Here is a 26012-nt window from a genome sequence, read left to right as displayed (position 1 = left end):
CCCGGCTGCCGGCCCGCACGTTCCGGTGGCGCGCTACTGGGTGATCGACTTCCTGTTGCGCTCGCTCTCGTCCTGTACGAGCAGGGACAGCAGCGCGCCCACGGAGAGGCCGGCCTCCGCCGGATGGCGAAGCACCTTGCCGGGATGGATGCGATAGGTGTTCGTGCGCCCGTCGCGCGTGTGGGAGAGGTAACCGTCGCTCTCGAGGTCGGAGATGATCCGCTGGACGGCGCGCTCCGTGAGACGGCAGCGGGCGGCGATCTCGCGGATGCGGACGTTCGGGTTGTCGGCGATGGCGGCGAGTACGCGCGCGTGGTTGGTGATGAACGTCCATCCGGTGTGGGGTTCGGGCACTCCGAGCATGCTCGCATTTTAGGGGACGTCATTGCCGGAACCCAGATACATGACATACTTTTCCTGTAATTGTTGGCGTGACCCCGTAGGGGCGAGCAGAGAAGGGAACGAGGGTGTCCTGGGACGAGGCCGTCACGCCCATGCCCGAGAACGACCGTGCCGAGGAGGTGGCGGCGGCGCGCACAGATGAGCGTCCGCCTGCCGGACCCGCGGCGATCCAGTACGAGTGGCGTGGTGCCTGGGTCGTCGTCGCCCAGGGTGCCTATGACATGCAGACGATCGCGCCGCTGGCAGACGCGCTGGTCACCGCGGTCGGACGGCGCGCGAAGGTGGTCCTGGACACCTCCGGCGTCACCTTCGCGGACTCGTCGTTCCTGAATCTGCTCATCCGGACCCACCAGTCCACCACCCTGCGTGTGGTGGCGCCGCCGCCACAGCTCCAGCGGCTCTGCGAGGTCACCGGAGTCGACGCCCTCCTGGAGACCCGGGCGACGCTGGAGGCCGCCGTCCTCTCCTGAGGCGCCGCCGGACGCCGCGAGGGCCCGCGCGGCGTCCGGCGGGGTTCGGCACGGACGCGGCCGTCCTTCATCCTCCCGGCCGCCCGACGCATGGGCCGCGCCGTCATCTTCCGGGCCGGCCGCAGGCAGGCGCGCCGTCATCGTCCGGGCCGCCCGGCATGTGCGCCGCGCCCTCCGGATCGACCGGACCGGACGCTTCGCTCCACCATTCCACGTGCCTGAGATCCGCGGACCGGGGCAAAAGGCTGTCGAGATCAACGCGCAGTGAAGGAGAACCATGGCTAAGAACTCCGCCCCGAAGTACACCGTGCCGGGCATCGAGCTGAAGGACGCCGCACGCCTCGTCGACGTGCTCCGCCTGCGCCTGCACGCACTCAACGACCTCCACCTCACGCTCAAGCACGTGCACTGGAACGTCGTGGGTCCCCACTTCATCGCGGTGCACCAGATGGTCGACCCGCAGGTCGACCGGGTGCGCGACATGGCCGACGACGTCGCCGAGCGCATCGCGGCCCTCGGCGGAGTCGCCCAGGGCACGCCGGGCGCCCTGGTCAGCCAGCGCACCTGGGACGACTACTCCATCGGCCGAGCCGACGCCATCGCGCACCTCGGGGCGCTCGACCTCGTCTACGGCGGTGTGATCCGGGACGTGCGCGCTGCCGTCAAGGAGGTGTCGCAGATCGACCCCGCCACGGAGGACCTGCTCATCGAGCAGCTCCGCGACCTCGAACAGTTCCAGTGGTTCGTGCGGGCTCACCTGGAGAACGCCGGCGGCTCCCTGTCCACCGGCGGCACGCACACGGAGGAAGAGGCGGCCGCACGCGCCTCGGACCTCGACTGACCGCCCCGCGCCGGGCGTGCCACCGAGCCGGGCCGTGAGGGAGTTGTAGGTCGCACATCGCCGTGGACGGGCGTACGCGGTGACAGGCCCGCGGCCCGGACCGATGCGCGGAGGGCGACGTCAGTGGGTGGATCTTTCCGGCCGGTGTCAGGACGTCGGCCCCGCCGGCGGGGCCGACGGTGTCCGGCAGGCCGGCCGGCTGCGATGCCTGGCTGACGGGTTCCGCGTCCGTCATATGCCCCTAGGTCATGTGAGTGATACTGGCACGGCGAGACCTCGGTCCACGGCTCTGCGCCGCAGGGCGCGGGCAACCGGTGGGGCGCGAGCGTGCACCGCGCGAGCGGGGGTACGCGCGAGGTGGTGAACGGGGTATTAAGGCGGCAGCAGTGGAATCAGCGTCGGTGGACGAGGACGGCATCGCACCGGACGAGCGGTCCGTCCGGACCACGGTCGCGTTGGACGGGGACGGCGCCGACATCGCCCGGGCCCGCCACCTGGCCGTCGGGTTCCTCACACGTGTGCAGGTCGAGCACGGTCTGTCCGTCTCCCGGCGGGCGATGGATCTGACGCAGTTGGTGGTCAGTGAGCTGGTCACCAACGCCCGTAAGTACGCTCCCGGACCGGCCCGGATGCATCTGAGCGTGACCGGGGACGTCGTGGAGGTCTCGGTGTGGGACTCCGATCCGGTGCTGCCGGTCGCCCGGGCCGCGGACGCCGGCCGCGTCGGACAGCACGGCCTGGAGATCGTGATGGCCGTCGCCCAGGGTTTCGAGGTCCGGCGGGAGCCGGTCGGCAAGCGCGTCACCGCCCGCATCTCCCTGGCCGACGACCCCGGCGGCTCCCTCGCCGGGCGCCCGAACGCGACCGCTCCCGAGGACGCCGGTCTCGGCAGTGGGGGAGCCGGGCGCGGCGGCCGTCCTGCTCCGGCATGACCCCTTGGGTAATCGACCCGCGTCCCGCGCCCCGGAATCATGGACGACGTACCCGCTCGAAACACCACGTCACCGGACTCCGGGAGAATCCCATGCCGTACTTCACCAGCCCCGTCGACGGCACCCGCCTGCACTACGCCGACTACGGACCGGCCGAGGGCCCCGTGGTGGTCTTCGTGCACGGCGCCTACTTCGGCACCGAGATGTGGGAGTTCCAGATGCTGCCGCTGGCGGAGAGCGGATACCGCTGCGTGGGCCTGGACCGGCGGGGGCACGGCCGTTCCGAGGACGTCTGGGGCGGTTTCGACCTGGACACGCAGGCCGACGACCTGAACGGGCTGCTGGAACACCTGGACCTGGAGGAGGTCACCCTCGTCGGCCACTCGCTGGGCAGCGCGGAGATCGTGCGTTGTCTCACCCGGCACGGCGCCGACCGGGTCAGCCGGGCGGCTCTCGTGGCCGGGATAGCCCCGGGCGTGGTCCGCTCGGCCGACAACCCGGACGGTGTGGACCTCGAGTTCCTGCGGGCGGCCCACGAGGTGTTCCGCAGGGACCGGGCGGCGTTCTACGCGAACGGGGCCCATGACTACTTCGCCCTGGACGAGCCCGGCAACGAGGTCTCGCCCGCCTACGTCCGTTACGCCGTCGACTGCTGCATGGCCTCCACCGCCCGTGCCGCGAACGCCGTCAACACCGTGGTCCGTGGCATGAACGTGGCCCCCGAGCTGCCGGCGCTCGGCCTCCCCGTACTCGTGGTGCACGGCACCCACGACACCTCGGCCCCCTTCGAGGTGACCGGCCGCCGCAGCGCCGACCTCCTGCCCAACAGCACCCTGAAGATCTACGACAACGGCGGCCACGGGCTGTACGTCACCCACGCCGACCGACTCAACACGGACCTGCGCGAGTTCATGACCACGGCCTGAACGGGTACGACCGAGGGCTCGCCGGGCGCATGGTTCAGGGGAGCCGGAGACATCGCCCCGCAGGACCCAGTCCTGCTGTGGGCGGGCGCGGGGATCGGCTCGGAGGCGCTCATGCGGGTCTCCCGCACACATGAACCGTGCTCACCCCGACCAACGGCTCGCTCCGCGGGCCTTGTCGGGCGGAGCGTGTCCCATGTGGCCGTTCCACGCGAACTGTTGCGGTCGTCCCCGTCCGCTGGACGTTCTTCCCGCCGCGCTTGATCGTGGTTGGCGGTCCGGCGGCACCGGCACTTCACTGCTGGAGGAGGCGGCCACTTGTTACTCTCTCCGATCATGCGAGCCCTCTTCCCAGGATCCTTCGACCCGGTCACCCAAGGGCACCTGGACGTACTCCGACGCGCTGCCCGCCTGTTCGACGAGGTCGTCGTGTGCGTGATGTTCAACGCGAACAAGACCGGCCGTCTCCCCGTACCGGAACGCCTGGACCGGCTCCGCGCGGCGGCGACCGACTTGAGCAACGTCACCGTCGACTCCCACACCGGCGGCCTGCTGGTCGACTACTGCCGCCGAGCCGGCATCGACGTCGTCGTCCGCGGCGTCCGCGGCGTCCGCGACCTGGACTACGAAATGCCGATGGCCCGCATGAACCACGAGCTGGCCGGAGTCGAAACGTTCTTCATCGCCGCGGACCCCGCCCTGGCCCACATCTCCTCCACCCTCGTCACCGCGATGGGCCGACAGGAACGCCCCACGTCACACGCGGGGACCTCTCAGGGGCAACCTCCGGCCGCGCCAGGGGCGGCTGCTGTGTGAAACGCAGAGGGTTCGAGCCGCTGCGGAGGCGACAGATCATCGAGCGGGCCTCTGACCTGCTGAGACGGCACGTCCGGCTCACTGACACGGCACCTTTGGCCGACACGTGGTCGGCAACCCCTTCTGTCGACCGGGCCAGGCGATGACGTCCCTGCCGGGGCCCTTTTTGTGACGCCACCCATAGGAGCCGGATCACGTCCTACCGGGGTTCGTAGGTCCGGATCGGCATCAGCGACGGGCACATCCGAAACCGGTACATCTGGGACTCCGTAGCGGGGTAGTACGTCACACCTTTGCACCCCGCCCGGTCCGCCGCTAACCATGGCTGTCGTTGCTCCGAGCCACGACGAACGGGACCAGCGGATCACGCCGCGGCCCACCGGTTCGGAACACAGCGGGGCACCGCCGCCCCGACGCCGGCCCCGGACCCCGACGGCCGGCGCCACGACGACGATCCCCCTGGAGAGTTTCCCTTCATGATCGCCACCCGCACCCCCCGTACCGCCCGCCTGCGCACCCTCGCCCTCACCGGCATCGCCACCACCGGCGCCGCGGCCGCCGCCATCACCCTGATGCCCACCACCGCGCAGGCCGCCGAGCCCGTCCAGGCCAAGGCCGCCACCGTGGCCTCGGCCTCGCACGACACCCACGCCGCCACCGGCAAGAGCGGCCACGCGAACAACCTCGACGGCTGGATCAAGCAGTCCCTGGCCATCATGAAGGACAAGGGCATCCCCGGCAGCTACGAGGGCCTGCACCGCAACATCATGCGCGAGTCCTCCGGCAACCCGAACGCCCAGAACAACTGGGACGTCAACGCGCAGAAGGGCATCCCGTCCAAGGGCCTGCTCCAGGTGATCCAGCCCACCTTCAACGCCTACCACGTCTCCGGCACCTCCCAGAACATCACCGACCCGGTCGCCAACATCACCGCCGCGGCCAACTACGCCGCCCACCGCTACGGCTCCATCGACAACGTCAACTCCGCCTACTGACCGACCGGTGCCATGAGTCCGCACAGGGGTCGGCGACGGGATTGCGCGGGTGCTGCGGTATGAAGGCCTCGACGCCGACTCGGTCGTTGAGGTGACGGACGGGCACGCTCGGGTGTCGGACGGTCAGGGCGTGGAAAGGCGCTCCGCCCAGCCGGCCGAGGTCTCAGTGTTCGCAGAGGGAGAATTCTCGCTCGTAGAGCTGCTCGTTGTGTTCGGCGACGAAGAACTTGCGTTCCCGCATGAGTTCTTCGCGATAGCTCTCGGCCTGCTCAAGCGTCATGGTCGAGGTGTCGGACCACGGTTGCTGTGGTGGTACGTCGGATGTCGAGACGATTGTCTCGGACGGGTCGACGAGGAAGAACGCGAGAATCTTGCGGTATCCCGGCCGGGTGGGATCCGTGAGGCCGAACGAGCCGACGCGGTGTTGCAGGATGTTCGGGAACGCCAGGCAGCGGCCCGCTGGGGTCGACGCCGAACCCAGCACCTGGTTCAGCGGGTCTTCGTTCTCCAGGCCGTAGACCTCACGCATACCGTTGTCGTCGCTCTGCTCGTAGGACGGGTCGTCGAGCGCCGCGCGGAAACTCAGCCGACTTTCGGTGATGTTCTCGCTGTCCCAGTAGTAGATGCCGGTCGAGACGATCCGCTCGTTCAGCATTCCTTCGACGTGCCAGGAACCGCCGGGGTACTCGGGCTTGTCCGGGGTGAGATGAATGGTGGCGAGCTTGACGATGACTTGCAGTCGGCGGCCGCGCAGGTCGACCCGGGCGGTGTCGTCGGGCAACTCGGGCGGGGTGAACGCCGGGGCATCCGGGACGGCCGGGCGGCGGTTCTCCCACCAGTCGTCCTGGGCCTCTTCCCACGCACGGACCGCTTCCGCGTGGGCTTCGTCGTCGGTGTAGGAGGACTTGTCCGGATACTCCGGCTCCGAGTCGTACCACCCGTAAGGATCGGCCTCGATCCGCAGGGGCCGTGGATGGCGCAGATCGGTGAGCACGTTCTCCAGCAGTGGGAGCAGGGCCGCGAACAATTCCGGCAGGACCGAAGCCAGTTCGCGATGAGTCTCGGGGTGGACGTTGTTGACGTACGAGCGGAAGGAGACCTGGCCGTCGTCACTGACGTCGACGTCCGTGGGCAGCCACTGGAACCTCTCCGAGAACTCATGCTTCGAGTAGTGATTCGTCGGGTTCCGCCAGGCCCGCTCGGGTGCACCGCTCGCCTCTCTCACCAGGCAGAACAGCGAGGGATGCACTTCAGCGGACTGACATCGCAGCCGTGGTTCCCGGCCGGCGCCGGTTCGGCGGTCAGAGCTCCGACGTGGTCGCGCGGTGTGCCGTCCCGTGCTGAGGGCACCTCCTCACTCGGCGGTCATCGTCGCCTGCCACGCGCCCGGGCGTTCGCCTGTGGCCCTGTGGAAGAACACCGAGAAGTTGGATGCGTCGGGGAAGCCGAGTGCGTGGGCGCAGCGGGCGGCGGTGAGGCGGTCGTGTGCGAGGAGCCGTTTGGCTTCCAGGACGATCCGTTCGACGATGTACGCCTTCGCGGTGCGGCCGGTGGCCTGCTGCACCGCTCGTGAGAGGGTGCGGGGCGCGTAGCCCAGCGTACGGGCGTAGTAGCCGGCGTCGTGGTGTCGCCGGAAGTGCGCTTCGACGCTGGAGCGGAACGACCGGAAGACCGGATGGGTGAGCGGTGCTTCGGTGTGCGGTGGGCGCAGCCGGGTGATGAGCGCGGTGAGCAGGATTTCGGGCAGCTCCGACGAGAAGTCCCCGGGCGGGGCGGACGCTTCGAGGAGGAGGTGGTCGCGCGCCGCGTCGACGAAGGGCCGGTCGGCGTCGGGGATGCTCCAGTGCGCCGCCAGGTCCGGGGAGGCGACCAGCTCACGGGTGACATGGGTGACCGGCGCGGTCGGCACGAACAGCACGAGGTGCCCTGCCACGTCGGCGATGTCGTCCCACCGGTGCACCGCGCCGGGCGGGATCCACACGGCGGACCGCTCTTCGAGCGGGTGGTGGAGGAAGTCGACCGTGACGGAGCCGGGTCCGGCGTCGACGACGGCGAGGACGTGGAAGTCGGCGCGCTGCGTGCCGCCGTCGTTCAGCTCGCGGAGGCGGCCGAACGTCATCGTCTCGACCGCGGCGGCGCGGTGCCCCGCGGGCCGGTAGGTCATCTGCCGGATCACGCTCACGTGTCCAGTTTTCACCATCGGGCGACCAGTCACGCCGATGCCCTGCCCGGGGGCGGACGCTTCAATGGGCCCATGGGGCGATCGCCCCGAGAGAACCGACCGGGAGAAGAATCGTGAACACGACGCCGCAGACGCTTCTGCCCGCTTACGACCATCGGCCGGGGGCCGGGCCGACCCTGGTGTTCCTGCACTACTGGGGTGGTTCCGCCCGCACCTGGGACCTCGTCGTCGACCGCCTGGCGGGCCGTGACGTGCTCACGGTCGACTTCCGCGGGTGGAGCCGGTCGAGTGCTCTGCCCGGCCCCTACACGCTCGGCCGGCTCGCCGACGACACGCTCGCCGTGCTCGCGGACGCGGGGGTCGCCGACTACGTCCTGGTGGGGCATTCGATGGGGGGCAAGGTCGCGCAGCTGGTCGCGGCGACGCGGCCCGCGGGCCTGCGCGGCATCGTCCTCGTCGGCTCCGGGCCGGCGAAGCCCGCCGCGCGGATCACCCCCGCGTACCAGGAGGCTCTGTCGCACGCCTACGACTCCGCCGAGTCCGTGGCCGGGGCACGGGACCACGTCCTCACCGCGACCGAACTGCCCGCCGGGGTCAAGGCGCGGATCGTGACCGATTCGCGGGCCGTCGCCGACGCCGCCCGCACCGAGTGGCCGCTGCACGGCATCGCGCAGGACATCACCGAGCACACGCGCAGGATCAGCGTGCCCGCTCTCGTCGTCGCCGGGGAGCACGACCAGGTGGAGCCCGTCGGCGTGCTCCGCGACGATCTGGTGCCCTACCTCTCCCGAGCCGGCCTCGTCGTGGTCCCGCACACCGGTCACCTGATCCCGCTGGAGGCCCCGGCCGACCTCGTCGACGCCATCACGGCCTTCGCGCCGGCGGCCTGACCGTCCCCGCGGCCGAGGCCCGGGACGGCCGCCCCGCGGGCCCGCGGCTCAGGCCGGGGCCTGCTCCTCGGCCGCCGCGCGGTACATGCGGCGCAGCCGCACCACGCCCAAGTCGTGCTGGTACAGGTTCTCCCGCTGGTCGGCGTCGGCCGGCATGGCCTCCAGCATCACCCGGTCCTGCTCCAGGACCTGCCAGTGACGCTCCTCGATGAGCGTCCGGTAGAGGAAGCGCCAGGTGTCGCGCCGCCAGCCCTGGACCTTGCGATAGCGCCAGAAGAACACCCCGCAGCGCTCCTCGTCGACGGGACACACCATGCCGACGATGCCGAACGGGCCGCCGGGCCCGGCCGACGGCGGGTACGGGATGGACAGGTCCACCCAGTCGACGCCGGTGCGGCACAGCTCGACCCAGTCGAAGTTCACACCGCGCTGGTCCGTCTTCTCGAAGAAGTAGCCGCGGTCGGTCTCGCGGATGCGGAACTTGGCGGTGGTGTCGCCGTCGTACATGGTGTGCGACTCGCGGTGCAGGAACGCCCCGTGCATCGGGTCGAGCAGGTTCTCGACGGCGTAGCGCCACGGCACGTTCCACTCGGCGTAGCACAGGAACGCGTCGATGTCGGGGTCGGTGAGCGGCTCGGGCAGCGTCAGCTCGGCCGGCTGCGGGCGCCGTTCCGTGCCGAAGTAGGCGAGGACCGCGCCGGCCACCTCCCGAACGGGCAGCGACCTGACGAGTTTCCGGCCCTCCAGGCTGCAGCCGGGCAGGCCGGGCACGGAAGAGACCGTGCCGTCCGTCTCGACCTCCACGCCGTGGTACCAGCACGCCACCCGGTCACCCAGGTGTTTGCCCAGGGAAAGGGGGGCGCCGCGGTGCGGGCAGCGGTCCGCGAGCATGCTCAGGGCGCCGTCGGAGCGGCGGAACAGCAGCCACTGCTCTCCCAGGGCGGTCACCTCGCGCATCGCGCCCGGCGCGACAAACGAGGACGGGACGACCGGGTGCCACTGGTCGCGCAGGCCGGTCGCGACAATGTGTTCGGCGGTCAGGGTCACGGCGGTCACGCTCCCAGTCGGTGCATCTCGGCGGTGAAGGACTCCTCGGTCCACGGCGCGCCGTCCGGCGCGTGGACCTGACGGGCGTTCAGCCCGGCGACGACGTCGGGCAGTTCGTGGCCGTCCTTGGTGAAGACCTCTTCGAGGGTCGCGGCCAGCTTGTACTCGTACGGTGTCGGCTCGTGCGTCCGGGACTGGTGGACGTCCAGGTACGGCCAGTGGTGCTCGGTGCTCATGAGAGTCTCCGGTCGAAGGTCACAGGTCGAGGACGAGGCGGCCCGACGCACAGCGCGAGACGCAGATCATCATCGAGGCGTTCGCGGCGTGCTCGGCGTCCGAGAGCAGGAAGTCGCGGTGGTCGGGGGCGCCGTCCAGCACCCGGGTCTCGCAGGATCCGCAGATGCCGTCACGGCAGGAACTGGAGACGCTCAGGCCGGCCTGCTCGGCGGCCTCCAGGATCGAGGTGCCGGAAGGCACCGACAGCGTCAGGCCGGAGGCGCGGCACTCGACCTCGAACGCCTCGTCGTCGCCGGCCCGTCGGGTGGCCGGCGCGGCGAAGCGCTCCAGGCGCAGCCGGTCCGCGGGGCAGCGCTCCTCCACCGCGGCCAGCAGCGGCTCGGGCCCGCAGCAGTACACGAGGGCGCCCTCCGGCGCACCGGCCAGGGCCGCCGCCAGATCGATGTGCCCCAGCTCGTCCTGCGGCACGAGCGTCACGTCACCGCCGAGCGCGGCCAGCTCCTCGGTGAACGCCATCGAGGCCCGGCTACGCCCGCCGTACGTCATCCGCCAGGGCACGCCCCGCCGGGCGGCTTCCCGGGCCATCGCGAGGATCGGCGTGACACCGATGCCGCCCGCCACGAAGACGTACGCGGACGCCTCCTCCAGCGCGAAGTGGTTGCGCGGCTCGGACACGGTGACCGGCTGGCCGGGCCGCAGCTTGGTGTGGACGTGGCGCGAGCCGCCGCGCGAGGACGGCTCGTCGAGTACCCCGATCCGGTAGCCGCCGGTGTCGGCGGGGTCGCCGCACAGGCTGTACTGGCGGATCCGGCCGCCCACGTGCACGTCGATGTGCGCACCGGGCGCCCAGGCGGGCAGCGGCTTGCCGTCGGGGTGGGTCAGCTCGACGGACAGGACGCCGTGGGCCTCCCAGGTCATCCGCCGCACCAGCAGGGACAGGTGACCTTCTTCGCGGGTCGTCATGGTGGGCCTCCCTACGGGGTGGGGATCTTCACGGGCGGGGTGAACGGGTTCTTCATGGGTCCGAGCGCGGCCAGGTCGACCTCGACGAGCACCGGTCCGTCCGAGGCGACGGCTTCCTCGAGCACCGGCCGGGCGTGCCCGGCGTCGGCGATCCGCAGGTAGGGCAGCCCGCAGGCGCGGGCGAGGAGGTCGAAGTCGGGTGTGGCGAGGTCGACCCCGCTGCGCCGGTCGCCGTAGCGGTCCTGCATGTTGCGCAGCACGCCGTAGCCGCCGTCGTTGAAGACGAGGACGGTCAGCCGGGGCCGCTCCTGGGCGACCGTGAGGAGTTCGCCGAGGTGGACGGCGAGGCCGCCGTCGCCGGCGATGACGACCGTGGGCCGTTCGGGCGCGGCCAGCGCGGCACCGATGCCCATGCCGAGACCCTGGCCGATGCCGCCGCCGCGCGGGAAGACGTTCGCCTCCGGGCAGTACATCTCCAGGAGCCGGTTGCCCCAGCTGCTGGACGGGATGGTGACGTCCCGGGCGACGACCGCGTCCCTGGGCAGCACGTCCCGCAGCGCGTCGCAGATCGCCGCCTGCGGCCCGATGTCGTCGTGCAGGGCGACCCGCACGTCGGCGCGCACCCGCGTCACGCGGCGCGTCCAGTCCGGCTCCGCGGCCCGGGCATAAGGCAGCAGGGCGGCCAGGGCGTCGGCGGCGTCGGCGTGCAACGCGTGGGTCACCGGGTAGACCCGGCCGAGTGCGGCCTCGTCCACGTCGATCTGGACGTGCGCGGCCGGCAGCGCGAGCCCGTAGTCGGCGGTCTCGTTCGACCGGAAGTGGGTGCCGACCGTGAGGAGCACGTCGGCGTCGGCGAGCAGCGCCCGGCCGGCGGGCGTCGTGGCGAAGTTGCCGACGACCTGCGGGTGGTCCTCGGGTACGGCGCCGCGGCCCGAGTTGGAGGTCAGCAGTCCCGCACCGGTCGCCTCCACGAGCGCGGCCAGCTCGGCACGGGCCGCGTCGGCGCCACCGCCGGCCCACACCAGGGGGCGGCGGGCGGAGGCCAGCACGGCGCCCGCGGCGGCCAGGTGCTCCGGGTCGAGCGCAGGGGTCTCCGGTTCCGGCAGCCGGTGTCCGGCGTCGGTCTGGGCCGCGTACTGCAGGTCGATGGGCCACTCGACGCTCGCCGGACCACGGGGCGCGGTCAGCGCGGCACACGCCGCCTCCCGCAGGAGCCGCCCGGCCTCGTCGGCCGAGCCGACCGTGACGGCGTGCTTCGACACCGCGGTCAGCATGCCGAGCTGGTCCTTGGTCTCGTGTATGAACCCGCGCCCGCTGCCCAGGTACGCGCTCTCCACCTGCCCGGTGACGTGCAGGACGGATGTGCCCGACGCGAGCGCCTCGATGAGCGAGCCGGCCGCGTTGCCCGCGCCGGTGCCGGTCGAGGTGAGCGCGCAGCCGAGGCCGCCGCGGGCCCGTCCGTAGGCGTCGGCCGCGTTCACGGCGCTCGCCTCGTGGCGCACCGGCACGAACCGCAGGGCCCGGTCGACGGCCTCGACCAGCGGGAGGTTGTGCACGGACACGATGCCGAAGACCGTGTCGATGCCGAGTTCCTCAAGGACGGCGACGAGGAGCGCGCCTCCATTGTCGTAACGCATGCGTACTCCTCAGAGGATGCCGCGGCCGACTCCGCCGCAGACGTCGATACTGGTTCCGGTGATGTACGAGGCACGCGGCGCGAGCAGCGCGAGGATCGCGTAGGCGACCTCCTCGGCCCGGCCGAGCCGGCCGAGGGCGATGCCCCGGTCGGCGGCGAGCTCGGCCTGCCAGTCCTCGTAGGCCAGGCCGGAGTCGGCGGCGGCGTGCCGGCGGGTCCACTGCCCGGTGTCGATGAGTCCGAGGCACACGGAGTTGACGCGGATGCCGTCCGCGGCCAGCTCCGTCGCCAGGGACTTGGAGAGGTTGAGGATGCCGGCGCGGGCGGCGCTGGTGGTGATGAGGCGGGGCTCGGGCTGCTTGGCGAGGACGGCGTTGACGTTGACGACCGACGCCGCGTCCGAGGCACGCAGCAGGGGGCGGGCCGCCCGCAGCGGGTTGAGGACGCCCGCGAACTTCAGCTCCAGCTCGTCGCGCCAGTCGTCCTCGGTCGTCTCGTCGAGCCGCTTCATGCGGGACTGCCCGGCGTTGTTGACGAGCCCGTCGAGCCGTCCGCCGAACGCCTCGGCGGAGACCCGCACGAAGTCCCGTACCGCGTCGGCGTCCCGCACGTCGCACGCGGCGGTGAACAGGTTGTCGTGGCCGCCGATGCGCCGCAGACGGCCGGCGTCGCGGCCGCAGGCGGCGACGTGCGCGCCCTCGTCGAGCAGGGCGCGGACCGTGGCCAGGCCGACGCCCGAGCTGCCTCCGGTGACCACGTAGGTCCGGTCGGCGAGGCCCAGATCCATGACTGCGAACTCCTTGCTGTGCGGGGTCAGTTCATGGTGAATCCGCCGTTGACGGCGATCACCTGTCCGGTCAGGTAGCGGGACTCCTCGGAGAGGAGGAAGGAGGCGAGGCCGACCAGGTCGTCGGGCTGCTGCGGGCGCTGGATGGCCCGGTTCGCCCGGTACAGGTCGTGCCGCTCGGCCGGGACGGTCTCGGTGGCCTCGCACTCGGTCAGACCCGGCGCGAGCGCGTTCACCGTGATGCCCCGCTCGCCCAGCTCCCGCGCCATGGCCCGGGTGAGGGCGACGACGGCGCCCTTCGACGCGATGTAGTGCGCCAGCCGCGGGGAGCCGTACAGGGCCGCGTCCGAGGCGATGTTCACAATGCGTCCCGAGGGGCCGAACAGGGGGTGCAGCGCCTTCGCGACGAGCCAGGGGCCGCGCGCGTTCACCGCCATCAGGCGGTCCCAGACCTCGACGTCGATGTCCTGGAACTCCCTGCCGCCCACACCGTTGGCGAGCGCGGCGTTGTTCACGAGCCCGTACAGGCCGCCGCCCAGCTCCCGCACGAAGGCGGCGAGCCCGTCGACCGAGGCCGGGTCCGCGACGTCGCAGGGCGCGAAGTGCGCGTCGAGCCCCTCGGCCCGCAGCCCGGCCACCGCGCTTTCGCCCCGCTCACGGTCCCGCTCGGCGACGACGACCCGGAAGCCGTCCGCGCCGGCCCGGTGGGCCATGGCCAGTCCCAGGCCACGGCCCGCCCCGGTCACGACGACCGTGCCCAGGTCAGTCACGGGTGACGCCGTGCATCGGCGAGTACTCGGGGTAGGAGGGGACCTGCGGCTTCCGCGTGCCGATGACGACGCAGAACAGCGCGTCGGTGTCGCCCTCGTTCTTCAGCGAGCGGGTCACGCCGGCCGGCACCACGATCATGTCGCGGTAGCCCAGGGTGCGGTACTCGACCTCGTCCGCGCCGCGGTGGATGCCCACCCGGACCTGGCCCTCCAGGACGAAGAACGCCTCCTCCACGTCGTGGTGGGTGTGGGCGGGGCCCTCGGCGCCCGGGGGCAGCAGCATGTTGGAGAAGGTGAAGCCGCCGGAGGGGAGGATGCGGCTGTCGTCCTCGTGGTCGCCGGTGGCGCCGGAGCCGACGTAGCGGATCTGGCCGCGGCGGTACTGCGGTCCGGCCTTCTCCTGGAAGGAGAGGGTGTCGAAGTCGGCGACGCGCGAGGCCTTCGTGGCGATCAGCGAGTCGGTGTACTTGCCGAGGTCGCCGCCGTTGTCGTACTCGGTGGTGGTCAGAGGCATGGTGTGGTCCCTTCGGTGAACGGTTCTCCGGTGCCGTGGCCGGAGAGGTCTGCCGGGCGTGGTGAGCCGGTGGACCTCTCCGGTCGCAGCCCTTAGCGGGTGACGATGTGCAGGTGGGACAGGACCCAGGCGTTGAACCGCTCGGGCTGTTCCTGGTTGGCCAGGTGACCGGCGTCCTTGACGATCACGTAGGCGGTCTTGTGCAGGCCCCCGGCGAGGACCTGGGAGGCCTCGACGCCGGTGACCGTGTCGCGGTCGCCGCACACGACCAGCGCCGGGGCGGTGACGGCGGAGAGTTCGGCGCGCAGGTCGGCGCCGGCCATGGACTCGGCGGCGTACCCGTACCCGGGCAGCCGCACCGCGTCGGCCATGGTGTCGACGACCCGGGCGACGAGCGAGGCGTCCGCCAGATCGGAGACGAGCCGGGGGCCGCGCCGTTCGGCGAAGGCCCGCGCCCCCGAGTCCGCGAGTTCCGCGGCGCGGGCCCGCATGGCCGCCGCCTTCGCCTCGTCGGCGCCGGAACCGGCGCTGGAATCGGCGACGATCAAGGAGTCGACGAGGTCCGGGTGGCGCGTGGCGAGCCGCAGGGCGATGACCCCGCCCCACGAGACGCCCAGCACATGCGCCGACGGACCGTACGACCGGATCACCCCGGCGGCCGCGTCGGCGAAGCCGTCCAGGTCCAACGGCCCTTCCGGATCGGGTGACTTGCCGTAGCCGGGCGCGTCCCAGGCCAGGACCCGGGCGTGCTCCGCGAGCCCGGCCAGCTGCGGGGCGAACGCGGCCGAGGAGGACCCGATCCCGTGCAGGCACAGCAGCAGGGGACCGCGGGCGCCGGCCTCCTCCACGTGCGGGGCGCTCACAGGATCTGCCCCGAGCGCCCGGCGATCGCGGCCAGCGAGCGCAGCACCGCGTACGGCACGACCTGGCTGGTGGCCGGGTTGCCCGGGTCGGGCCGGTGCGCGACCTCGAAGCGGTAGGCACCGTGCGGACCGGTGGCCTCGACGACGTGCCGGGTGAGCTGCGCCGCCGGGTCGGCGACGACCCGGACCCGCACAGCGTCCAGGTCGCCGACGGCGAGGGCCACCGAGGCGGCGACGTTCGTCGACTTGGGGAATCTGGCCGGCACGTCGCGCGCGGTTCCGGACATGACTTCGACAGGACCGGTCGCCGACCGCATCCGGCCGAGCAACTCCTCGTCCATCCACGGCTGTTCCAGGGTGGACGGCAGTTTCGTCGTCGTCAGGCGGACCTCGTCCAGCGGGGCGAAGGAGCGTACGGCCTGCAGGAGGTCGAGGCCGCCGACGGCACCGCCGGTGAAGTAGACCCGGCCGGGCCCGGCGGCCAGCAGCCGCTTGGCCAGCTCGTCGTCGGTGAGGGCCCCGGTCGAGGCGATCAGCAGGTCGGCGCCGCCGGTCAGGACGCGCTCGCCCCACTCCCGTACGACGCCCTGGCCGGCCGCCTCCACGATCAGGTCGCACCGCTCGATCGCGTCCTCGAAGGCGACCTGCTCGGCGGGCGCGGCGTCGCCGAGCGGGCGGTTGTCGACCACGCAGGCCAGTTCGGCGTCCGCGACCTCCTGCCGGGCGAGAGCGGTGCCGACGACGCGCCCGATGGCGCCCCAGCCGACCAGTCCGACCTTGAGGGGCTGGCTCACTTGTGCTCTCCTTCCGGTGCGCCGGCCATGTGGCAGCGGATCTCCTTCGACGGCGGGCCCGCCGTCCCCCACAGGTCGGACAGCTCGGGGACCCGGCGCCAGACCTTGGCGATCCACCGGTCCTCGACGACCTGCGCGACCTCGGACGTGTACTCGCACACGAGACCGGTCGGGTCGGTGAAGTACGAGAAGGTGTTGTTGCCGGGGCCGTGCCGCCCCGGGCCCCACTTCGGCGCGATGCCGTGGTGGCGGAGCCGGCCCAGGCCGCGCATGAAGTGGTCGACCGAACTCATCTCGTAGGCCACGTGGTTGAGGGAGACCCACTCGGCCTGGTTGAACGCGACGCAGTGGTGGTCGGCGTTGCATCGCAGGAACGCCATCTGGTGCTCGGACCAGTCCGAGACGCGCAGGCCGAGCACGTCGCAGTAGAAGGCGACGGCCGCGTCGATGTCCGGAGTGTTGAGGACGACGTGCGTGACGCCGACCGGCACCGCGCCGTCGCGGCCGCGCGGGGCCACCGCCCAGGTGTCGGCGGACAGCTCGACGAGGCGGCCCTCGTGATCGTGGAAGCGCAGCCCGTAGCCGCCACCGACCTGGTCGAGCGGGCCGGGACCGGCGACCGGGACGATGCCGCGCGCCTCCAGGCGGCGCGCCGCCTCGTCGATCTCGGCGGGTGTGGCGACCGCGAACACCAGCCGGCCGAGGCCGGTGCGCTCGGAACGGGTCAGCCGCAGGGCGTGGTGCTCGTCGCCGGTGCCGCGCAGCCAGCTCGCGCTGTGCTCGGACTCGACGACCTCCAGGCCCCACGCGTCCTCGTAGAAGTCGGTGGCCTCCGCGAAGGAGGGGGTGAGCAGCTCGACCGAGCGCAGGGCGCGCAGCCGGGCTATCGGGGGATGGGACATGCGGTACTCCGATGAAGGGATGGTCAGTCGGCCCAGGGCAGCGGCGCTTCGGAGGTGCCCCAGTACAGGGACTTCTGGCGCTGGTAGGCGCGGAGGGCGTCGCGGCCCTTCTCCGTGCCGAGCCCGCTGTCCTTCATCCCGCTGAACGGGGTGGAGGCGCTGAACTGCTTGTACGTGTTGATCCACACGGTGCCGGCGTCGATCCGGCGTGCGAGGCGCCAGGCGGCACGGTGGTCGCGGGTCCAGATGCCGCAGGCGAGCCCGTACACCGAGTCGTTGGCCTGGCGGACCAGGTCGTCCTCGTCGTCGTAGGGGAGCACCACCAGGACGGGTCCGAAGATCTCCTCCTGGCAGGTGCGCGCGGAGTTGTCGAGGCCGGTCAGGACGGTGGGCAGGTAGTACGCCCCGTCGCGGTACCGGGGGCCGTCGGGTGCGGCGCCGCCGCACAGCACCTCGGCACCCTCCGATCGGGCCAGGTCCACGTAGCCGGCGACCGCGTCGCGGTGCGCGTGGTGCACCAGCGGGCCTACCTGCGTGGCGGGGTCGGTGCCGGGCCCGACACGCAGCTTGCGCACGCGGGCGACGAGTTCCGCCACGAAGGCGTCGTGGATCTCGCGGGCCACGAACAGTCGCGATCCGGCGATGCAGGACTGGCCGCTGGACGAGAAGATCCCGAACATCACACCGGCCAGGGCCTGTTCGAGGTCGGCGTCGGCGCGCACGATCGTCGGCGACTTGCCGCCCAGCTCCAGCGAGGCGGGGATCAGCCTCTCGGCGGCGATCCGGGCGATCGAGCGGCCGGTTTCGGTGCCGCCGGTGAAGCCGATCCGGCCGACCAGCGGATGCCGTACGACCGCGTCGCCGACGATCCGGCCACTGCCCGGCAGCACCGACAACAAGGCGGGGGGCAGGCCGAGTTCGTCGAGGGCCCGGGTGATGAGGCGGCCGAGGCTCAGGGAGACCAGCGGGGTCCAGGCAGCGGGTTTGAGGAGTACCGCGTTGCCCGCGGCGAGCGCGGGGGCGATCTTCTGCGCGTCGCTCGCCACCGGCGAGTTCCATGGGTTGATCGCGCCGACGACACCGATCGGCTCGTGGACGCTCATGGTGACGTACGCGCCGCGTGCCGGGGTGATGGCCTCCTCGGTGGTCTCCAGGACGGCCGCCATGTACCGGAAGGTGCCGGCAGCGCTGAGCGCGAGCGCCTTCGTCTCGGCGAGCGTCTTACCGGTGTCGGCGGTCTGGGTGGTGGCCAGTTCGCCGGCCGCCTCCTCCGTCAACTCGGCCGTCCGGTGCAGGAGTCGGGCCCGCTGGTGGGGGAGCAGGTCGCGCCAGGCCGGGTCGGCGGCGGCCTCGGCGGCCGCGCGGGCCGCCTCGTCGACGTCTTCGGCGGAGGCCGAGCGGACGGTCGCGAGGACCTCGCCGGTGGCCGGGTCGACGGTGTCGACGGGGGCGCCGCCACCGCGACGCCACCGGCCCGCGACGAGGATGTCGGTGGAGTGGACGGACACGGCCGGACCTCCGGGGGCAGGAGCGGAATCGCTGAAGTGCCAGAAATCTAAGCCCTTAACTATCTCTCCGCAAGACCCTCCGGCATGCTCATCCGATCCGTGTGATCTGCCGATGATCAGTGGGGAGTTGTGTGAGGGTGGCGAAGGTGTCACCTTCGACATCACTAAGCCCCTAACCATTGACCCCTTAGGTAACCACTTCTACTGTCTGCGGAACTCCTCTGTTCGCGTGCTCGCGGAAGGACCCCTCCATGACGACTGTGGCCGGCAACCAGGGCCTCGGCTCGATCGCGGCCAGGCTCGAACGGCTGCCGCACTCCCGCTGGCACGTCAAGGTCCGATTCCTGATCGGCACCGTGACGTTCTTCGAGGCCTTCGACCAGCTCCTCGCCGCCTCCGCCCTGCCCGTCCTCATCAAGGACTGGCACCTGAGCACCGGGCAGGCGACCTTCGCCGTCACCGCCGCCTCCGTCGGCATGCTGCTCGGCGCCCTGGCGGCCGGCTGGCTCGGGGACCGGATCGGCCGGGTGCGCACCGTCGCGCTGGGCGTCGCCGTCACCGGCGTCGCCAGCCTCGCCGTCGCCTTCTCGCACGGCATCGAGCTCTTCTCGCTCTTCCGCTTCGCGCAGGGCCTCGGCATCGGCGGCGTCGTGCCCGTCGCGGCCACCTACATCAACGAGATCGCCCGCTCCGACAAGCGCGGCCGCTTCGTCCTCCTCTACGAGATGATCTTCCCGGCGGGTCTCGCCGCCGCCGGTCTCGTCGCCGTCTGGGTCGTGCCGAACCTCGGCTGGCGCGCCATGTTCCTCCTCGGCGCGCTCCCCGTCGTCATCGCCGCGCTGCTGCCGCGGCACGTCGCCGAGTCACCGCGCTGGCTCCTCTCCCAGGGACGCGTCGAGGAGGCCGAGCAGGCCATCGCGCGCATCGAGGCGGAGGTCGAGCGCGCCGTGGGCGAGCCGCTGCCCCGGCCCGCCGGCGAACCGGCCGAGGAGGCCGCGCCCGGGCGCCTGCGCGACCTGTTCACCGGGCGCTATCTGCGCCGCACCGCCGTCCTGTCCGGCCTGTGGTTCGTGGCGTACTACGTCAACCACGGCATCTCGACCTGGCTGCCGTCGCTCTACACCAAGAACTTCGGGCTCGACCTGACGACCGCGCTCGTCTACACGCTGCTGAGCAACATCACCGGTCTGCTCGGCACCTTCGCCGTCGCCCTGGTCATCGACCGGATCGGACGCCGTCCCGCACTGGTCGCCGCGCTCAGCGGCACCGCGCTCGCCCTCGGCGTGCTCGCCCTGACCGGGGTCACCTCGGGGATCCAGGTCGCCGTCTTCGCGTCCTGCACCACCTTCTTCGTCTACGCGATCAACGCCGGCCTGTACCTGTACTCGCCCGAGCTCTACCCGACGTCCAACCGCGCCCGCGGCGCCGCCTTCGGCGGACTGTGGAACCGGCTCGGCGTCATCCTCGGTCCCGTCACCGTCGGCGCGATCCTCGGTTCGGGCGGCAGCCTCGGCCTGGTCTTCGCACAGCTGGCGTGTGTCGCCGGCGTGGGTGCGGTGATCGCCCTGTTCGCCGTCGAGACCAAGGGGAGGACCCTGGAGGAGCTCAACGCGTAGGGCGCGCGGCATGCGCGACGCGCCGGATCCCTGTGCGGAGGGGTCCGGCGCCGTCGTGTCCCCCGATGGCGCGTCGTGCGTCCGGGCGCCCGGCGGTGCGTTCAGGCACATCGCGCCGTGCGCCCAGGTCTCGTCCCGCGCTCGGGCTTCACCCCGCGGTCAGGCTCCATGCGGTGGGATGCGGCCCGCGGTCTTCACCCTGCGGTCAGGCTTCATGCGGTGGTGCTCGGCCTGCGGTGGGGCTACACCCTGCGGTCAGGCTTCATGCGGTGGTGCTCGGCCTGCGGTGGTGCTCGGCCTGCGGTGGTGCTCGGCCTGCGGTGGTGCTCGGCCTGCGGTGGTGCTCGGCCTGTGCTCGGGCTTCGTCCTGCGGTGGGGCGGCGTCGTGGGGCCGGGCGTCGTCGGCCAGGGCGTGGCCCAGGGTGTCCAGCAGGGCGGTGAGCCGACGGCGTCCGTCCGGGCGCAGGCTGTCCAGCAGCTGCCGCTCGCCCGCCCGCCGCTCGTCGCCGACCCGGTCCACCAGGCCCAGACCCGCCGGGGTGAGCCGCAGCCGCACCAGGCGCCGGTCCCGCTCGTCGCGTTCCCGTTCGATGAGCCCGGCGCGTTCCAGCCGGTCGGCGTGGTGCGTGACACCACCGGCGCGAACCGCGCCCGCCGTGGCCAGCTCACTCATGGTGCGCCGGTAGGGCACCTCGGCCCGGCGCAGCTCGGCCAGCGCCTCGAAGGCGGCGAGACTGATGCCGTGCCGCTTCACGACCCGGCCGATCAGGGTGCGGTAGCGGGCGGCGCACTCGGTGCGGAGGGCGAAGACCCGGGTGTCGGCGTCGGCGGCCGGACCGGGTTGAGAGGGCGGGGAGAGCGGGGGAGCGGACCGCGGGGCGGCCGGTGCCGGCGCTCGCGGGGCCCCGAAGGCCATCGCGAGCACCTCGGTCAGCAGCGGCTCCAGCTCGGCCGTCGGCACCGAGCGGGCCGGCTCGTGCGCGAAGAGGCAGCGCTCCATGATGACGCCGAAGAGGATGCTGCGGATCAGCCCGATCCGAGCCGCGGACTCGGCCGACGTGCCGAGGACGCCGGTGAGCGGCCCGGTCACCAGACGTTCCAGACCCGAGGCCGTCGACCTGGGCGCCGCGGCCCTGCCCGTCCTGCTCAGGAAGGCCGCGGTTCCGGCCGCCGCCGTACTGGCCGCCGTCGTCCTCGTCCGGCTCCTGGGCCGCCGCGGCCGCTGAACAGGAGCCCACCGCTCGGCCGACCGCGGATCGCTTCAGGGATAGAATTTTCAGGGGCGTACGACCTCACGCCCACCCGGAAGTCGTGCGAGGGGACGGGGATGGCCGAGCGGAAGCCGACACGGCAGGACGCCGTGACACAGATCGTGGCGGACTGGGCGCGCGAGCGGCCCGAACTGGACACGAGCCCCCTGGAGGTGCTGGCCCGCCTGCACCGCTCGTTCCTGCGCTACAACACCCGGCTCAACGCGTCGATCGAGCAGCACGGCCTGTCTGTCGCCGGCTTCGACGTGCTGACCGCGCTACGCCGGGCCGGCGAACCCTACCGGCTGACCGCGGGCCAACTCGCCGACTCCGGACTCGTCTCCTCCGCCGGAGTCACCCTGCGCATGGACCGCCTGGAGAAGGACGGCCTCATCGTGCGCGAACGCGACGCCGACGACCGGCGCGTCGTCTACTCCCGGCTCACCGACGCGGGCCTCGCCAAGGTCGACACCGTCTTCGCCGACCACCTCGACAACGAGCGGCGGATGCTCGCCGGACTCTCCCCCTCCGAGTGCCGCCAACTCGCGCGCCTGCTCGGCAAGCTGGAGCGCTCGATCGTCGATTCGGCGGACTGAACGACAACACGGCCCGGGCTCGTCACCCCTCCCCGCCCGGACCGCGCAAGGTCCGGCTCGGTGACGACGGCGGAGGCGGACAGAAACGTCGCGGCCGGCGAGGCCGCCCAGCCGAGCCGTGCGAGGCGAGAGTGCTGGTGAACGCTGGACCGAGATGGGTGTCGATGTGGCGCTGATGCTCTGAGGACGCGCTGGATCCGGTCCCGTCACGGCCGGTCGGAGGGCATGCGGTGCACGTGAGTTCTCAGGCCTTCCCGGCGAGGAAGGGCACGCGCGGAGCAGAACCACCAGGGTGTGGCCGAAAACCGACTCGCGGCAGTAACCTGCCGCTTCACCACATCCCTGGGGGGACACATGACTGACGACCTGCCCGAGCAGCCCGACGCCCAGCCCGCCACCGAGGCCGCGGTGCCGTCGGCCCCAGCCGCTCCGCCCACCATCCCCGCGCCGCCACTGCCAACCGTGCCGCCCATGCAGCCCGTGCCGCCGAAGAGTCGGATCAGCCCGCTTGCCGCCGGCATCCTCGGCCTCGCGGTCGGCGCCGGGATCGTCGGGAGCATCTGGGCCATCACCGCCAACAGCGGCCCGGGCACGCCGGAGACGTTCACCTTGAAGGGAACCTTCACCCTCACCGAGGACGCCTCGGACAACGGCCTGGGAGGCTGCGAAGGGACCGGCGGCTACGAAGACATCCAGGAAGGTGCCTCCGTCACCGTGTACGGGGCAGGTGGGGACGTCATCGCCACCGGCAGTCTCGGCGACAGCGACTCGCCCGGCTACGGCACCTGCGCCTACGACATCGCCATCCCCGATGTGCCCAAGGGCGAGAAGTTCTACAAGGTCGAGGTCAGCCATCGCGGCACGGTGCAGATGACCGCGGAGGAAGCGGAGAACGGCGAACTCGCCGCCACCCTCGGCTAGCGAGCCGGTGCAGGGTGGGCGGTGAGGCGGCACGGGCGGGCCGCGACGAGACCGGTTGGTCACCCTGTTCGTGCTGGAGCTCGGGCGGCTGGAGTGGCCGGCCACCCCGGCCGTCATAGCCGGGGTGGCCGGTCACCGCGGCGTCCGGCGCACCGTCACCCTCCGGTCGCCCGACGGTGCGTCGGTTCGTCCGCCCGTCGGGTCAGGCGTACTGGATGCCCCACAGGTTGTTGTTCCGCTTGGCCGGGGCGACGTTGTTGGACTTCTTCCAGACCTTCACCTTCTTGCAGCCGCCGCCGAACCTCGGCTCGAGGCGGTACTTGGTGACGCTGAAACCCTTGGCCTCGTGGTACATCATCAGGCGGCCCCGGCTCTTGCCCTTCTTCTTCTCCACCTTGGCCGCGTACGTCCAGGTGTCGGACTTCGACCAGGTCTTGCCCACGGAGACGCTGAATGACGTCGACGCCTTGGCGAAGATGACGCCCGCCTCGGCGCCGACCGTGGCGGTACCGGTGGCCGTCCAGGAGCCGGTCTTGTTTTTCGCGTAGCTGATGGTCACACCCGGCTTCGCCCAGTCGCTGTGCACGTTGGTCGCGCGCCAGACGGTCTTCTTGTCGCCGATCGAGTAGATCGGCGACGAGTCGCACGCGGCGCCGGCCGCGGCGGGTGTGGCGGAGACCGCCACGGCTCCGGCGCTCAGCAGAGCAGTGGAGAGCGCGGCGCTCATGACACGCTTCACGTAAATCCCCCGGTACCTAAAGGTTGGTCAGAACTCCTGCATTCTGTTGGCCGGATTGCTCGCATGGTAAGAGATTTGAGTGACTGTTGAGGTTTGACGTGCGGGCGCGAGCCACGTCGTTCTCTCTTGCGGCTGGTGGGTCCACGGGCCGTCCGGCCCCGGCAACCCCGACCGCCTCCGCCGACGGCGTCCCACCCACAGCCGTTGGCCATGCGCGGCCACCAGCAGGGACGCACTGAGGCCGCGTCGGCAGACGTGGCGGTCACGTCCCGCGAAGTGGCGTAGCCGGGGGCCCGAGGAGGATCACTCGATCCCGAGGGGGCCATAACCCAGGTCCTCACGCATGAGACGACGCATTCGCGCCATGGCCGCGCGCCGAGTTTCTACCAGGGTCGCTTCCTGGGCGGAGCCGACCGCCATTCCCCGGGCGTAGGCGTCGCGTATCGCACGCAGGCCATGAAAGGCCTCGTTGCCCGCCGCCACGACCTGCGGCGGCCCGACGAGCCAGAGGCGTTCGCTGGCTGTGTAGAGGCCGGTGCCGCGGACGGCCTCCCGCACGGCCGCGTCACGCGCCGACTCGGACATGTGATCACCCAGGGCGACGGCCCGCATCTCCTCTCCCGCCGCCTTGAGGGCGGTCACGAACTCCGTGTACACCTCGCGCCGTACTTCCAGCACATGCCTGGCCTCCTCCCGGTGCCACCGGTTGCGGTCGGCGATCAAAGTGGCTGTGATGCCGATGACGGCACCGGTCAGTGTGGAGAGAAGCGGCATCCAGTCCATGGGCCGCAGCTTGTCTCAGTCGGTGCGCCGGTACCAGTGGCTGCCTTCTGGATGTGCCGGAAGTGACGTCTCTCCCGGAAGGACCCGCGCTACGACCCGATTCCGGGAGGACCCGCGTGACGACCCGATTACGGAAGGACCCGTGTGACGACCCGAAACCGGGAGAGCCCGCGCTACGACCCGATCCTGGCGAACATGCAGCCGAGGAGGGGGGACGGGGCGGGCCGTGGTCGGCGGGATCACGAGCGGTGAATATTCCCGTATTCCGGACGTGTTCCGGTCGGGCGGCTACATTGGCGGCCATGGCCGAGCCCCGTTCAGCGCGGAGAGAGCTGATCGACCGACGCGTGGCTCTCGCGCGTGAATGGGACGAACTCGTCGCCCGTGCCCGGTCGTTGGGACCTGAATTCGCCGACTTCCTCGCCCCGCCGCGGTTGAGCGATCTGACACCGCGCGGCGGCTCGGGCACCGCGGTCCTGCTCAACGTCACGCCGGAACGCTGCGACGCGCTCCTGGTCTCGGCCGGCGGCGTCCAGCCTGTCCCGCTGCCCGACCTGTCCCTGCGCGAGGCCGCTGCCCGGACGACCGCACACCTTGAGCGGCTCGCGCGCCTCGAAGCCGCCACCGCCGGAGTGCTGCACACGGCGCACCGGGCCCGGGTCCGCCTCGCCGCCGCCGACTTCACGGCGCACCACCGGGCCAAGACGGAGCTCCGCCAGGCGCAGGACGACGTCGACGGACACCTGTCGGAGGATCTCGTGTGGCTGTGGGACACGGTGACCGGGCCGGTGCTCGAGCAGGTGTGTCCCGACAGTGCCACCGGGCGTCGTGACACCCGGGTCTGGTGGTGCCCGACCGGCCCGCTGAGCTTCCTGCCGCTGCACGCCTCGGGGCACCACGACGGCAGCGGCGTCAGCGTGCTCGACCGGGTGACCTCCTCCTACACGCCGACGCTTCGCGCGCTCGCGCTCGCCGCGCGGCCGCCGCGAGGGGAACGGCCCCCGCGGATGCTGGCGGTCGTCGTCGAAGACCTGGCGGGTCAGCCGCCGCTGCCCCAGGCCGCGGCCGAACTGGACCTGCTCCGTCAGCTGTTCCCCGGTGATCTGCTGACCGTCCTCGACGGCCGGGCGGCGACCCGGGCCGCCGTGCTGGACGCCCTGCCACGCCACCGGTGGGTGCACTTCAGCTGCCACGGCCGCCAACACCTGTCCGACCCCTCGAGAGGGGGGCTCCTGCTCGCCGACGGGCCGCTGACGGTGACCGAGTTGGGCCGGGGCCGGTTCGACGGCGAATTCGGCTTCCTGTCCGCCTGCATGACCGCGACCGGCGGCGTCCACCTCACCGAAGAGGTCGTCACGCTGGGAGCAGGACTTCACTACGCGGGGTTCCGGCACGTCCTGGCGACCCTGTGGTCGATCGACGCGGATGTCGCGGCGGACCTGGCACACAAGATCGTCAGGCCGCTGGTGGCGGCCGGCCGACTCGACCCGACCGCATCCGCCGCCGTCGTCAACGAGGCGGTCCTGTCGCTCCGTACGGACTTCCCGACCAGGCCCAGCAGATGGGCGCCCCTCACGCACACCGGCCCCTGACGACCCGCACCGGCCTGACGTCCTACACCGGTCCCTATGACCC

28 protein-coding genes and 1 pseudogene are annotated in these 26012 nt (G+C 71.8%); 12 read left to right on the top strand and 17 right to left on the bottom strand.

Annotated features, from left to right (window positions below):
- Positions 1 to 33: 33 nt before the first annotated feature.
- On the bottom strand, positions 34 to 363 hold the full coding sequence (locus tag ACH5A8_RS26320; protein WP_399005874.1) for a helix-turn-helix transcriptional regulator: 330 nt from the start codon (positions 361 to 363) through the stop codon (positions 34 to 36).
- Positions 364 to 467: 104 nt separating this feature from the next.
- Here ACH5A8_RS26320 and ACH5A8_RS26315 point away from each other — a divergent pair, with 104 nt between their 5' ends.
- The 6 genes from ACH5A8_RS26315 to ACH5A8_RS26290 all read left to right on the top strand — a co-directional run bounded on the left by ACH5A8_RS26315 (position 468) and on the right by ACH5A8_RS26290 (position 5379).
- The gene (locus ACH5A8_RS26315; protein ID WP_399005873.1) at positions 468 to 872 is read left to right on the top strand and encodes an STAS domain-containing protein; all 405 of its coding nucleotides are present in this window, start codon (positions 468 to 470) and stop codon (positions 870 to 872) included.
- 277 nt (positions 873 to 1149) lie between these two features.
- Positions 1150 to 1713, top strand: a complete 564-nt coding sequence (locus ACH5A8_RS26310) for a Dps family protein (RefSeq protein WP_399005871.1) — start codon at positions 1150 to 1152, stop codon at positions 1711 to 1713.
- Positions 1714 to 2099: 386 nt separating this feature from the next.
- A complete protein-coding gene (locus ACH5A8_RS26305) occupies positions 2100 to 2645 on the top strand; it encodes an ATP-binding protein (RefSeq protein ID WP_399005869.1) in 546 nt (181 codons plus the stop codon).
- Positions 2646 to 2737: 92 nt separating this feature from the next.
- On the top strand, positions 2738 to 3571 hold the full coding sequence (locus tag ACH5A8_RS26300; RefSeq protein WP_399005867.1) for an alpha/beta fold hydrolase: 834 nt from the start codon (positions 2738 to 2740) through the stop codon (positions 3569 to 3571).
- A gap of 333 nt (positions 3572 to 3904) precedes the next feature.
- Entirely contained in the window at positions 3905 to 4384 is a 480-nt protein-coding gene (coaD, locus tag ACH5A8_RS26295; RefSeq protein ID WP_399005865.1) for a pantetheine-phosphate adenylyltransferase, read from the top strand.
- Positions 4385 to 4860: 476 nt separating this feature from the next.
- Entirely contained in the window at positions 4861 to 5379 is a 519-nt protein-coding gene (locus tag ACH5A8_RS26290) for a transglycosylase SLT domain-containing protein (protein ID WP_399005863.1), read from the top strand.
- Positions 5380 to 5542: 163 nt separating this feature from the next.
- On the opposite strand, the pseudogene ACH5A8_RS26285 reads toward ACH5A8_RS26290, so the two are convergent.
- Positions 5543 to 6628 (bottom strand): annotated as a pseudogene (locus ACH5A8_RS26285) (DUF4246 family protein); the annotation flags it as partial.
- Positions 6629 to 6733: 105 nt separating this feature from the next.
- Complete coding sequence (locus tag ACH5A8_RS26280) at positions 6734 to 7561, bottom strand: AraC family transcriptional regulator (protein ID WP_399005861.1); 828 nt, start codon at positions 7559 to 7561, stop codon at positions 6734 to 6736.
- 113 nt (positions 7562 to 7674) lie between these two features.
- Between ACH5A8_RS26280 and ACH5A8_RS26275 the strand changes: the two genes are divergently transcribed.
- The gene (locus ACH5A8_RS26275) at positions 7675 to 8451 is read left to right on the top strand and encodes an alpha/beta fold hydrolase (RefSeq protein ID WP_399005859.1); all 777 of its coding nucleotides are present in this window, start codon (positions 7675 to 7677) and stop codon (positions 8449 to 8451) included.
- Between the two features lie 48 nt (positions 8452 to 8499).
- Here the strand turns inward: ACH5A8_RS26275 and ACH5A8_RS26270 are convergent, their stop codons facing one another.
- The 11 genes from ACH5A8_RS26270 to ACH5A8_RS26220 all read right to left on the bottom strand — a co-directional run bounded on the left by ACH5A8_RS26270 (position 8500) and on the right by ACH5A8_RS26220 (position 18472).
- Positions 8500 to 9507: a Rieske 2Fe-2S domain-containing protein gene (locus ACH5A8_RS26270; RefSeq protein ID WP_399005857.1), complete on the bottom strand. Its 1008-nt coding sequence runs from the start codon at positions 9505 to 9507 to the stop codon at positions 8500 to 8502.
- Positions 9504 to 9734, bottom strand: coding sequence for a recombinase-like helix-turn-helix domain-containing protein (locus tag ACH5A8_RS26265; RefSeq protein ID WP_399005855.1), 231 nt, complete (start codon positions 9732 to 9734; stop codon positions 9504 to 9506). Before ACH5A8_RS26265 ends, ACH5A8_RS26270 begins: the two co-directional genes overlap by 4 nt.
- 19 nt (positions 9735 to 9753) lie before the next feature.
- The gene (locus tag ACH5A8_RS26260; RefSeq protein WP_399005853.1) at positions 9754 to 10698 is read right to left on the bottom strand and encodes a PDR/VanB family oxidoreductase; all 945 of its coding nucleotides are present in this window, start codon (positions 10696 to 10698) and stop codon (positions 9754 to 9756) included.
- Positions 10699 to 10709: 11 nt separating this feature from the next.
- Entirely contained in the window at positions 10710 to 12335 is a 1626-nt protein-coding gene (locus ACH5A8_RS26255; RefSeq protein WP_399005851.1) for a thiamine pyrophosphate-binding protein, read from the bottom strand.
- 9 nt (positions 12336 to 12344) lie between these two features.
- A complete protein-coding gene (locus ACH5A8_RS26250; protein ID WP_399005849.1) occupies positions 12345 to 13121 on the bottom strand; it encodes an SDR family oxidoreductase in 777 nt (258 codons plus the stop codon).
- Positions 13122 to 13147: 26 nt separating this feature from the next.
- A complete protein-coding gene (locus ACH5A8_RS26245; RefSeq protein WP_399005847.1) occupies positions 13148 to 13891 on the bottom strand; it encodes an SDR family oxidoreductase in 744 nt (247 codons plus the stop codon).
- Entirely contained in the window at positions 13884 to 14405 is a 522-nt protein-coding gene (locus ACH5A8_RS26240) for a cupin domain-containing protein (RefSeq protein ID WP_399005845.1), read from the bottom strand. The genes ACH5A8_RS26245 and ACH5A8_RS26240 overlap by 8 nt, the downstream gene beginning before the upstream one ends.
- A 92-nt stretch (positions 14406 to 14497) precedes the next feature.
- The gene (locus tag ACH5A8_RS26235; RefSeq protein WP_399005843.1) at positions 14498 to 15268 is read right to left on the bottom strand and encodes an alpha/beta fold hydrolase; all 771 of its coding nucleotides are present in this window, start codon (positions 15266 to 15268) and stop codon (positions 14498 to 14500) included.
- Positions 15265 to 16062 carry an aspartate dehydrogenase domain-containing protein gene (locus ACH5A8_RS26230; protein ID WP_399005842.1) on the bottom strand — a complete coding sequence of 266 codons (798 nt, stop codon included), beginning with the start codon at positions 16060 to 16062 and terminating at the stop codon, positions 15265 to 15267. Before ACH5A8_RS26230 ends, ACH5A8_RS26235 begins: the two co-directional genes overlap by 4 nt.
- Positions 16059 to 16964, bottom strand: a complete 906-nt coding sequence (locus tag ACH5A8_RS26225; protein ID WP_399005840.1) for a VOC family protein — start codon at positions 16962 to 16964, stop codon at positions 16059 to 16061. Before ACH5A8_RS26225 ends, ACH5A8_RS26230 begins: the two co-directional genes overlap by 4 nt.
- Positions 16965 to 16987: 23 nt before the next feature.
- Positions 16988 to 18472, bottom strand: coding sequence for an aldehyde dehydrogenase (locus tag ACH5A8_RS26220; RefSeq protein WP_399005839.1), 1485 nt, complete (start codon positions 18470 to 18472; stop codon positions 16988 to 16990).
- Positions 18473 to 18723: 251 nt separating this feature from the next.
- Between ACH5A8_RS26220 and ACH5A8_RS26215 the strand changes: the two genes are divergently transcribed.
- Positions 18724 to 20088, top strand: coding sequence for an MFS transporter (locus ACH5A8_RS26215; RefSeq protein ID WP_399005837.1), 1365 nt, complete (start codon positions 18724 to 18726; stop codon positions 20086 to 20088).
- Positions 20089 to 20350: 262 nt separating this feature from the next.
- Here ACH5A8_RS26215 and ACH5A8_RS26210 read toward each other — a convergent pair whose 3' ends face one another.
- Complete coding sequence (locus ACH5A8_RS26210; RefSeq protein ID WP_399005835.1) at positions 20351 to 21178, bottom strand: MarR family winged helix-turn-helix transcriptional regulator; 828 nt, start codon at positions 21176 to 21178, stop codon at positions 20351 to 20353.
- Between ACH5A8_RS26210 and ACH5A8_RS26205 the strand changes: the two genes are divergently transcribed.
- The 3 genes from ACH5A8_RS26205 to ACH5A8_RS26195 all read left to right on the top strand — a co-directional run bounded on the left by ACH5A8_RS26205 (position 21162) and on the right by ACH5A8_RS26195 (position 22855).
- Positions 21162 to 21314, top strand: coding sequence for a hypothetical protein (locus ACH5A8_RS26205; RefSeq protein WP_399005833.1), 153 nt, complete (start codon positions 21162 to 21164; stop codon positions 21312 to 21314). The two genes, ACH5A8_RS26210 and ACH5A8_RS26205, sit on opposite strands and share 17 nt — an antisense overlap.
- Before the next feature lie 101 nt (positions 21315 to 21415).
- Positions 21416 to 21934 carry a MarR family winged helix-turn-helix transcriptional regulator gene (locus ACH5A8_RS26200; RefSeq protein WP_399005831.1) on the top strand — a complete coding sequence of 173 codons (519 nt, stop codon included), beginning with the start codon at positions 21416 to 21418 and terminating at the stop codon, positions 21932 to 21934.
- Positions 21935 to 22288: 354 nt separating this feature from the next.
- On the top strand, positions 22289 to 22855 hold the full coding sequence (locus ACH5A8_RS26195) for a hypothetical protein (protein WP_399005829.1): 567 nt from the start codon (positions 22289 to 22291) through the stop codon (positions 22853 to 22855).
- A gap of 202 nt (positions 22856 to 23057) precedes the next feature.
- Here ACH5A8_RS26195 and ACH5A8_RS26190 read toward each other — a convergent pair whose 3' ends face one another.
- Together ACH5A8_RS26190 and ACH5A8_RS26185 are read right to left on the bottom strand one after the other, a co-directional pair.
- The gene (locus tag ACH5A8_RS26190) at positions 23058 to 23582 is read right to left on the bottom strand and encodes a hypothetical protein (RefSeq protein ID WP_399005827.1); all 525 of its coding nucleotides are present in this window, start codon (positions 23580 to 23582) and stop codon (positions 23058 to 23060) included.
- Between the two features lie 315 nt (positions 23583 to 23897).
- Positions 23898 to 24377, bottom strand: coding sequence for a hypothetical protein (locus ACH5A8_RS26185; protein ID WP_399005825.1), 480 nt, complete (start codon positions 24375 to 24377; stop codon positions 23898 to 23900).
- A 347-nt stretch (positions 24378 to 24724) separates the two neighbouring features.
- On the opposite strand from ACH5A8_RS26185, the gene ACH5A8_RS26180 reads away from it, so the two are divergent.
- A complete protein-coding gene (locus tag ACH5A8_RS26180; RefSeq protein WP_399005823.1) occupies positions 24725 to 25969 on the top strand; it encodes a CHAT domain-containing protein in 1245 nt (414 codons plus the stop codon).
- Positions 25970 to 26012: the final 43 nt, after the last annotated feature.

It is taken from the genome of Streptomyces sp. NPDC018610, assembly GCF_044391765.1.
Classification (GTDB): domain Bacteria; phylum Actinomycetota; class Actinomycetes; order Streptomycetales; family Streptomycetaceae; genus Streptomyces.
Note: the sequence above shows the minus strand (reverse complement) of the source record. Positions and strands in the feature narration are given on the sequence as shown.

Bases quoted from the DNA above. Each gene is read 5' to 3' on its own strand.
- ACH5A8_RS26300 (WP_399005867.1), top strand. From the start codon at position 2,738: ATGCCGTACTTCACCAGCCCCGTCGACGGCACCCGCCTGCACTACGCC.
- ACH5A8_RS26255 (WP_399005851.1), bottom strand. From the start codon at position 12,335: ATGCGTTACGACAATGGAGGCGCGCTCCTCGTCGCCGTCCTTGAGGAA.
- ACH5A8_RS26265 (WP_399005855.1), bottom strand. From the start codon at position 9,734: ATGAGCACCGAGCACCACTGGCCGTACCTGGACGTCCACCAGTCCCGG.
- ACH5A8_RS26240 (WP_399005845.1), bottom strand. From the start codon at position 14,405: ATGCCTCTGACCACCACCGAGTACGACAACGGCGGCGACCTCGGCAAG.
- coaD (WP_399005865.1), top strand. From the start codon at position 3,905: ATGCGAGCCCTCTTCCCAGGATCCTTCGACCCGGTCACCCAAGGGCAC.
- ACH5A8_RS26250 (WP_399005849.1), bottom strand. From the start codon at position 13,121: ATGGATCTGGGCCTCGCCGACCGGACCTACGTGGTCACCGGAGGCAGC.
- ACH5A8_RS26200 (WP_399005831.1), top strand. From the start codon at position 21,416: ATGGCCGAGCGGAAGCCGACACGGCAGGACGCCGTGACACAGATCGTG.
- ACH5A8_RS26290 (WP_399005863.1), top strand. From the start codon at position 4,861: ATGATCGCCACCCGCACCCCCCGTACCGCCCGCCTGCGCACCCTCGCC.
- ACH5A8_RS26185 (WP_399005825.1), bottom strand. From the start codon at position 24,377: ATGGACTGGATGCCGCTTCTCTCCACACTGACCGGTGCCGTCATCGGC.
- ACH5A8_RS26190 (WP_399005827.1), bottom strand. From the start codon at position 23,582: ATGAGCGCCGCGCTCTCCACTGCTCTGCTGAGCGCCGGAGCCGTGGCG.
- ACH5A8_RS26195 (WP_399005829.1), top strand. From the start codon at position 22,289: ATGACTGACGACCTGCCCGAGCAGCCCGACGCCCAGCCCGCCACCGAG.
- ACH5A8_RS26310 (WP_399005871.1), top strand. From the start codon at position 1,150: ATGGCTAAGAACTCCGCCCCGAAGTACACCGTGCCGGGCATCGAGCTG.
- ACH5A8_RS26225 (WP_399005840.1), bottom strand. From the start codon at position 16,964: ATGTCCCATCCCCCGATAGCCCGGCTGCGCGCCCTGCGCTCGGTCGAG.
- ACH5A8_RS26260 (WP_399005853.1), bottom strand. From the start codon at position 10,698: ATGACGACCCGCGAAGAAGGTCACCTGTCCCTGCTGGTGCGGCGGATG.
- ACH5A8_RS26215 (WP_399005837.1), top strand. From the start codon at position 18,724: ATGACGACTGTGGCCGGCAACCAGGGCCTCGGCTCGATCGCGGCCAGG.
- ACH5A8_RS26320 (WP_399005874.1), bottom strand. From the start codon at position 363: ATGCTCGGAGTGCCCGAACCCCACACCGGATGGACGTTCATCACCAAC.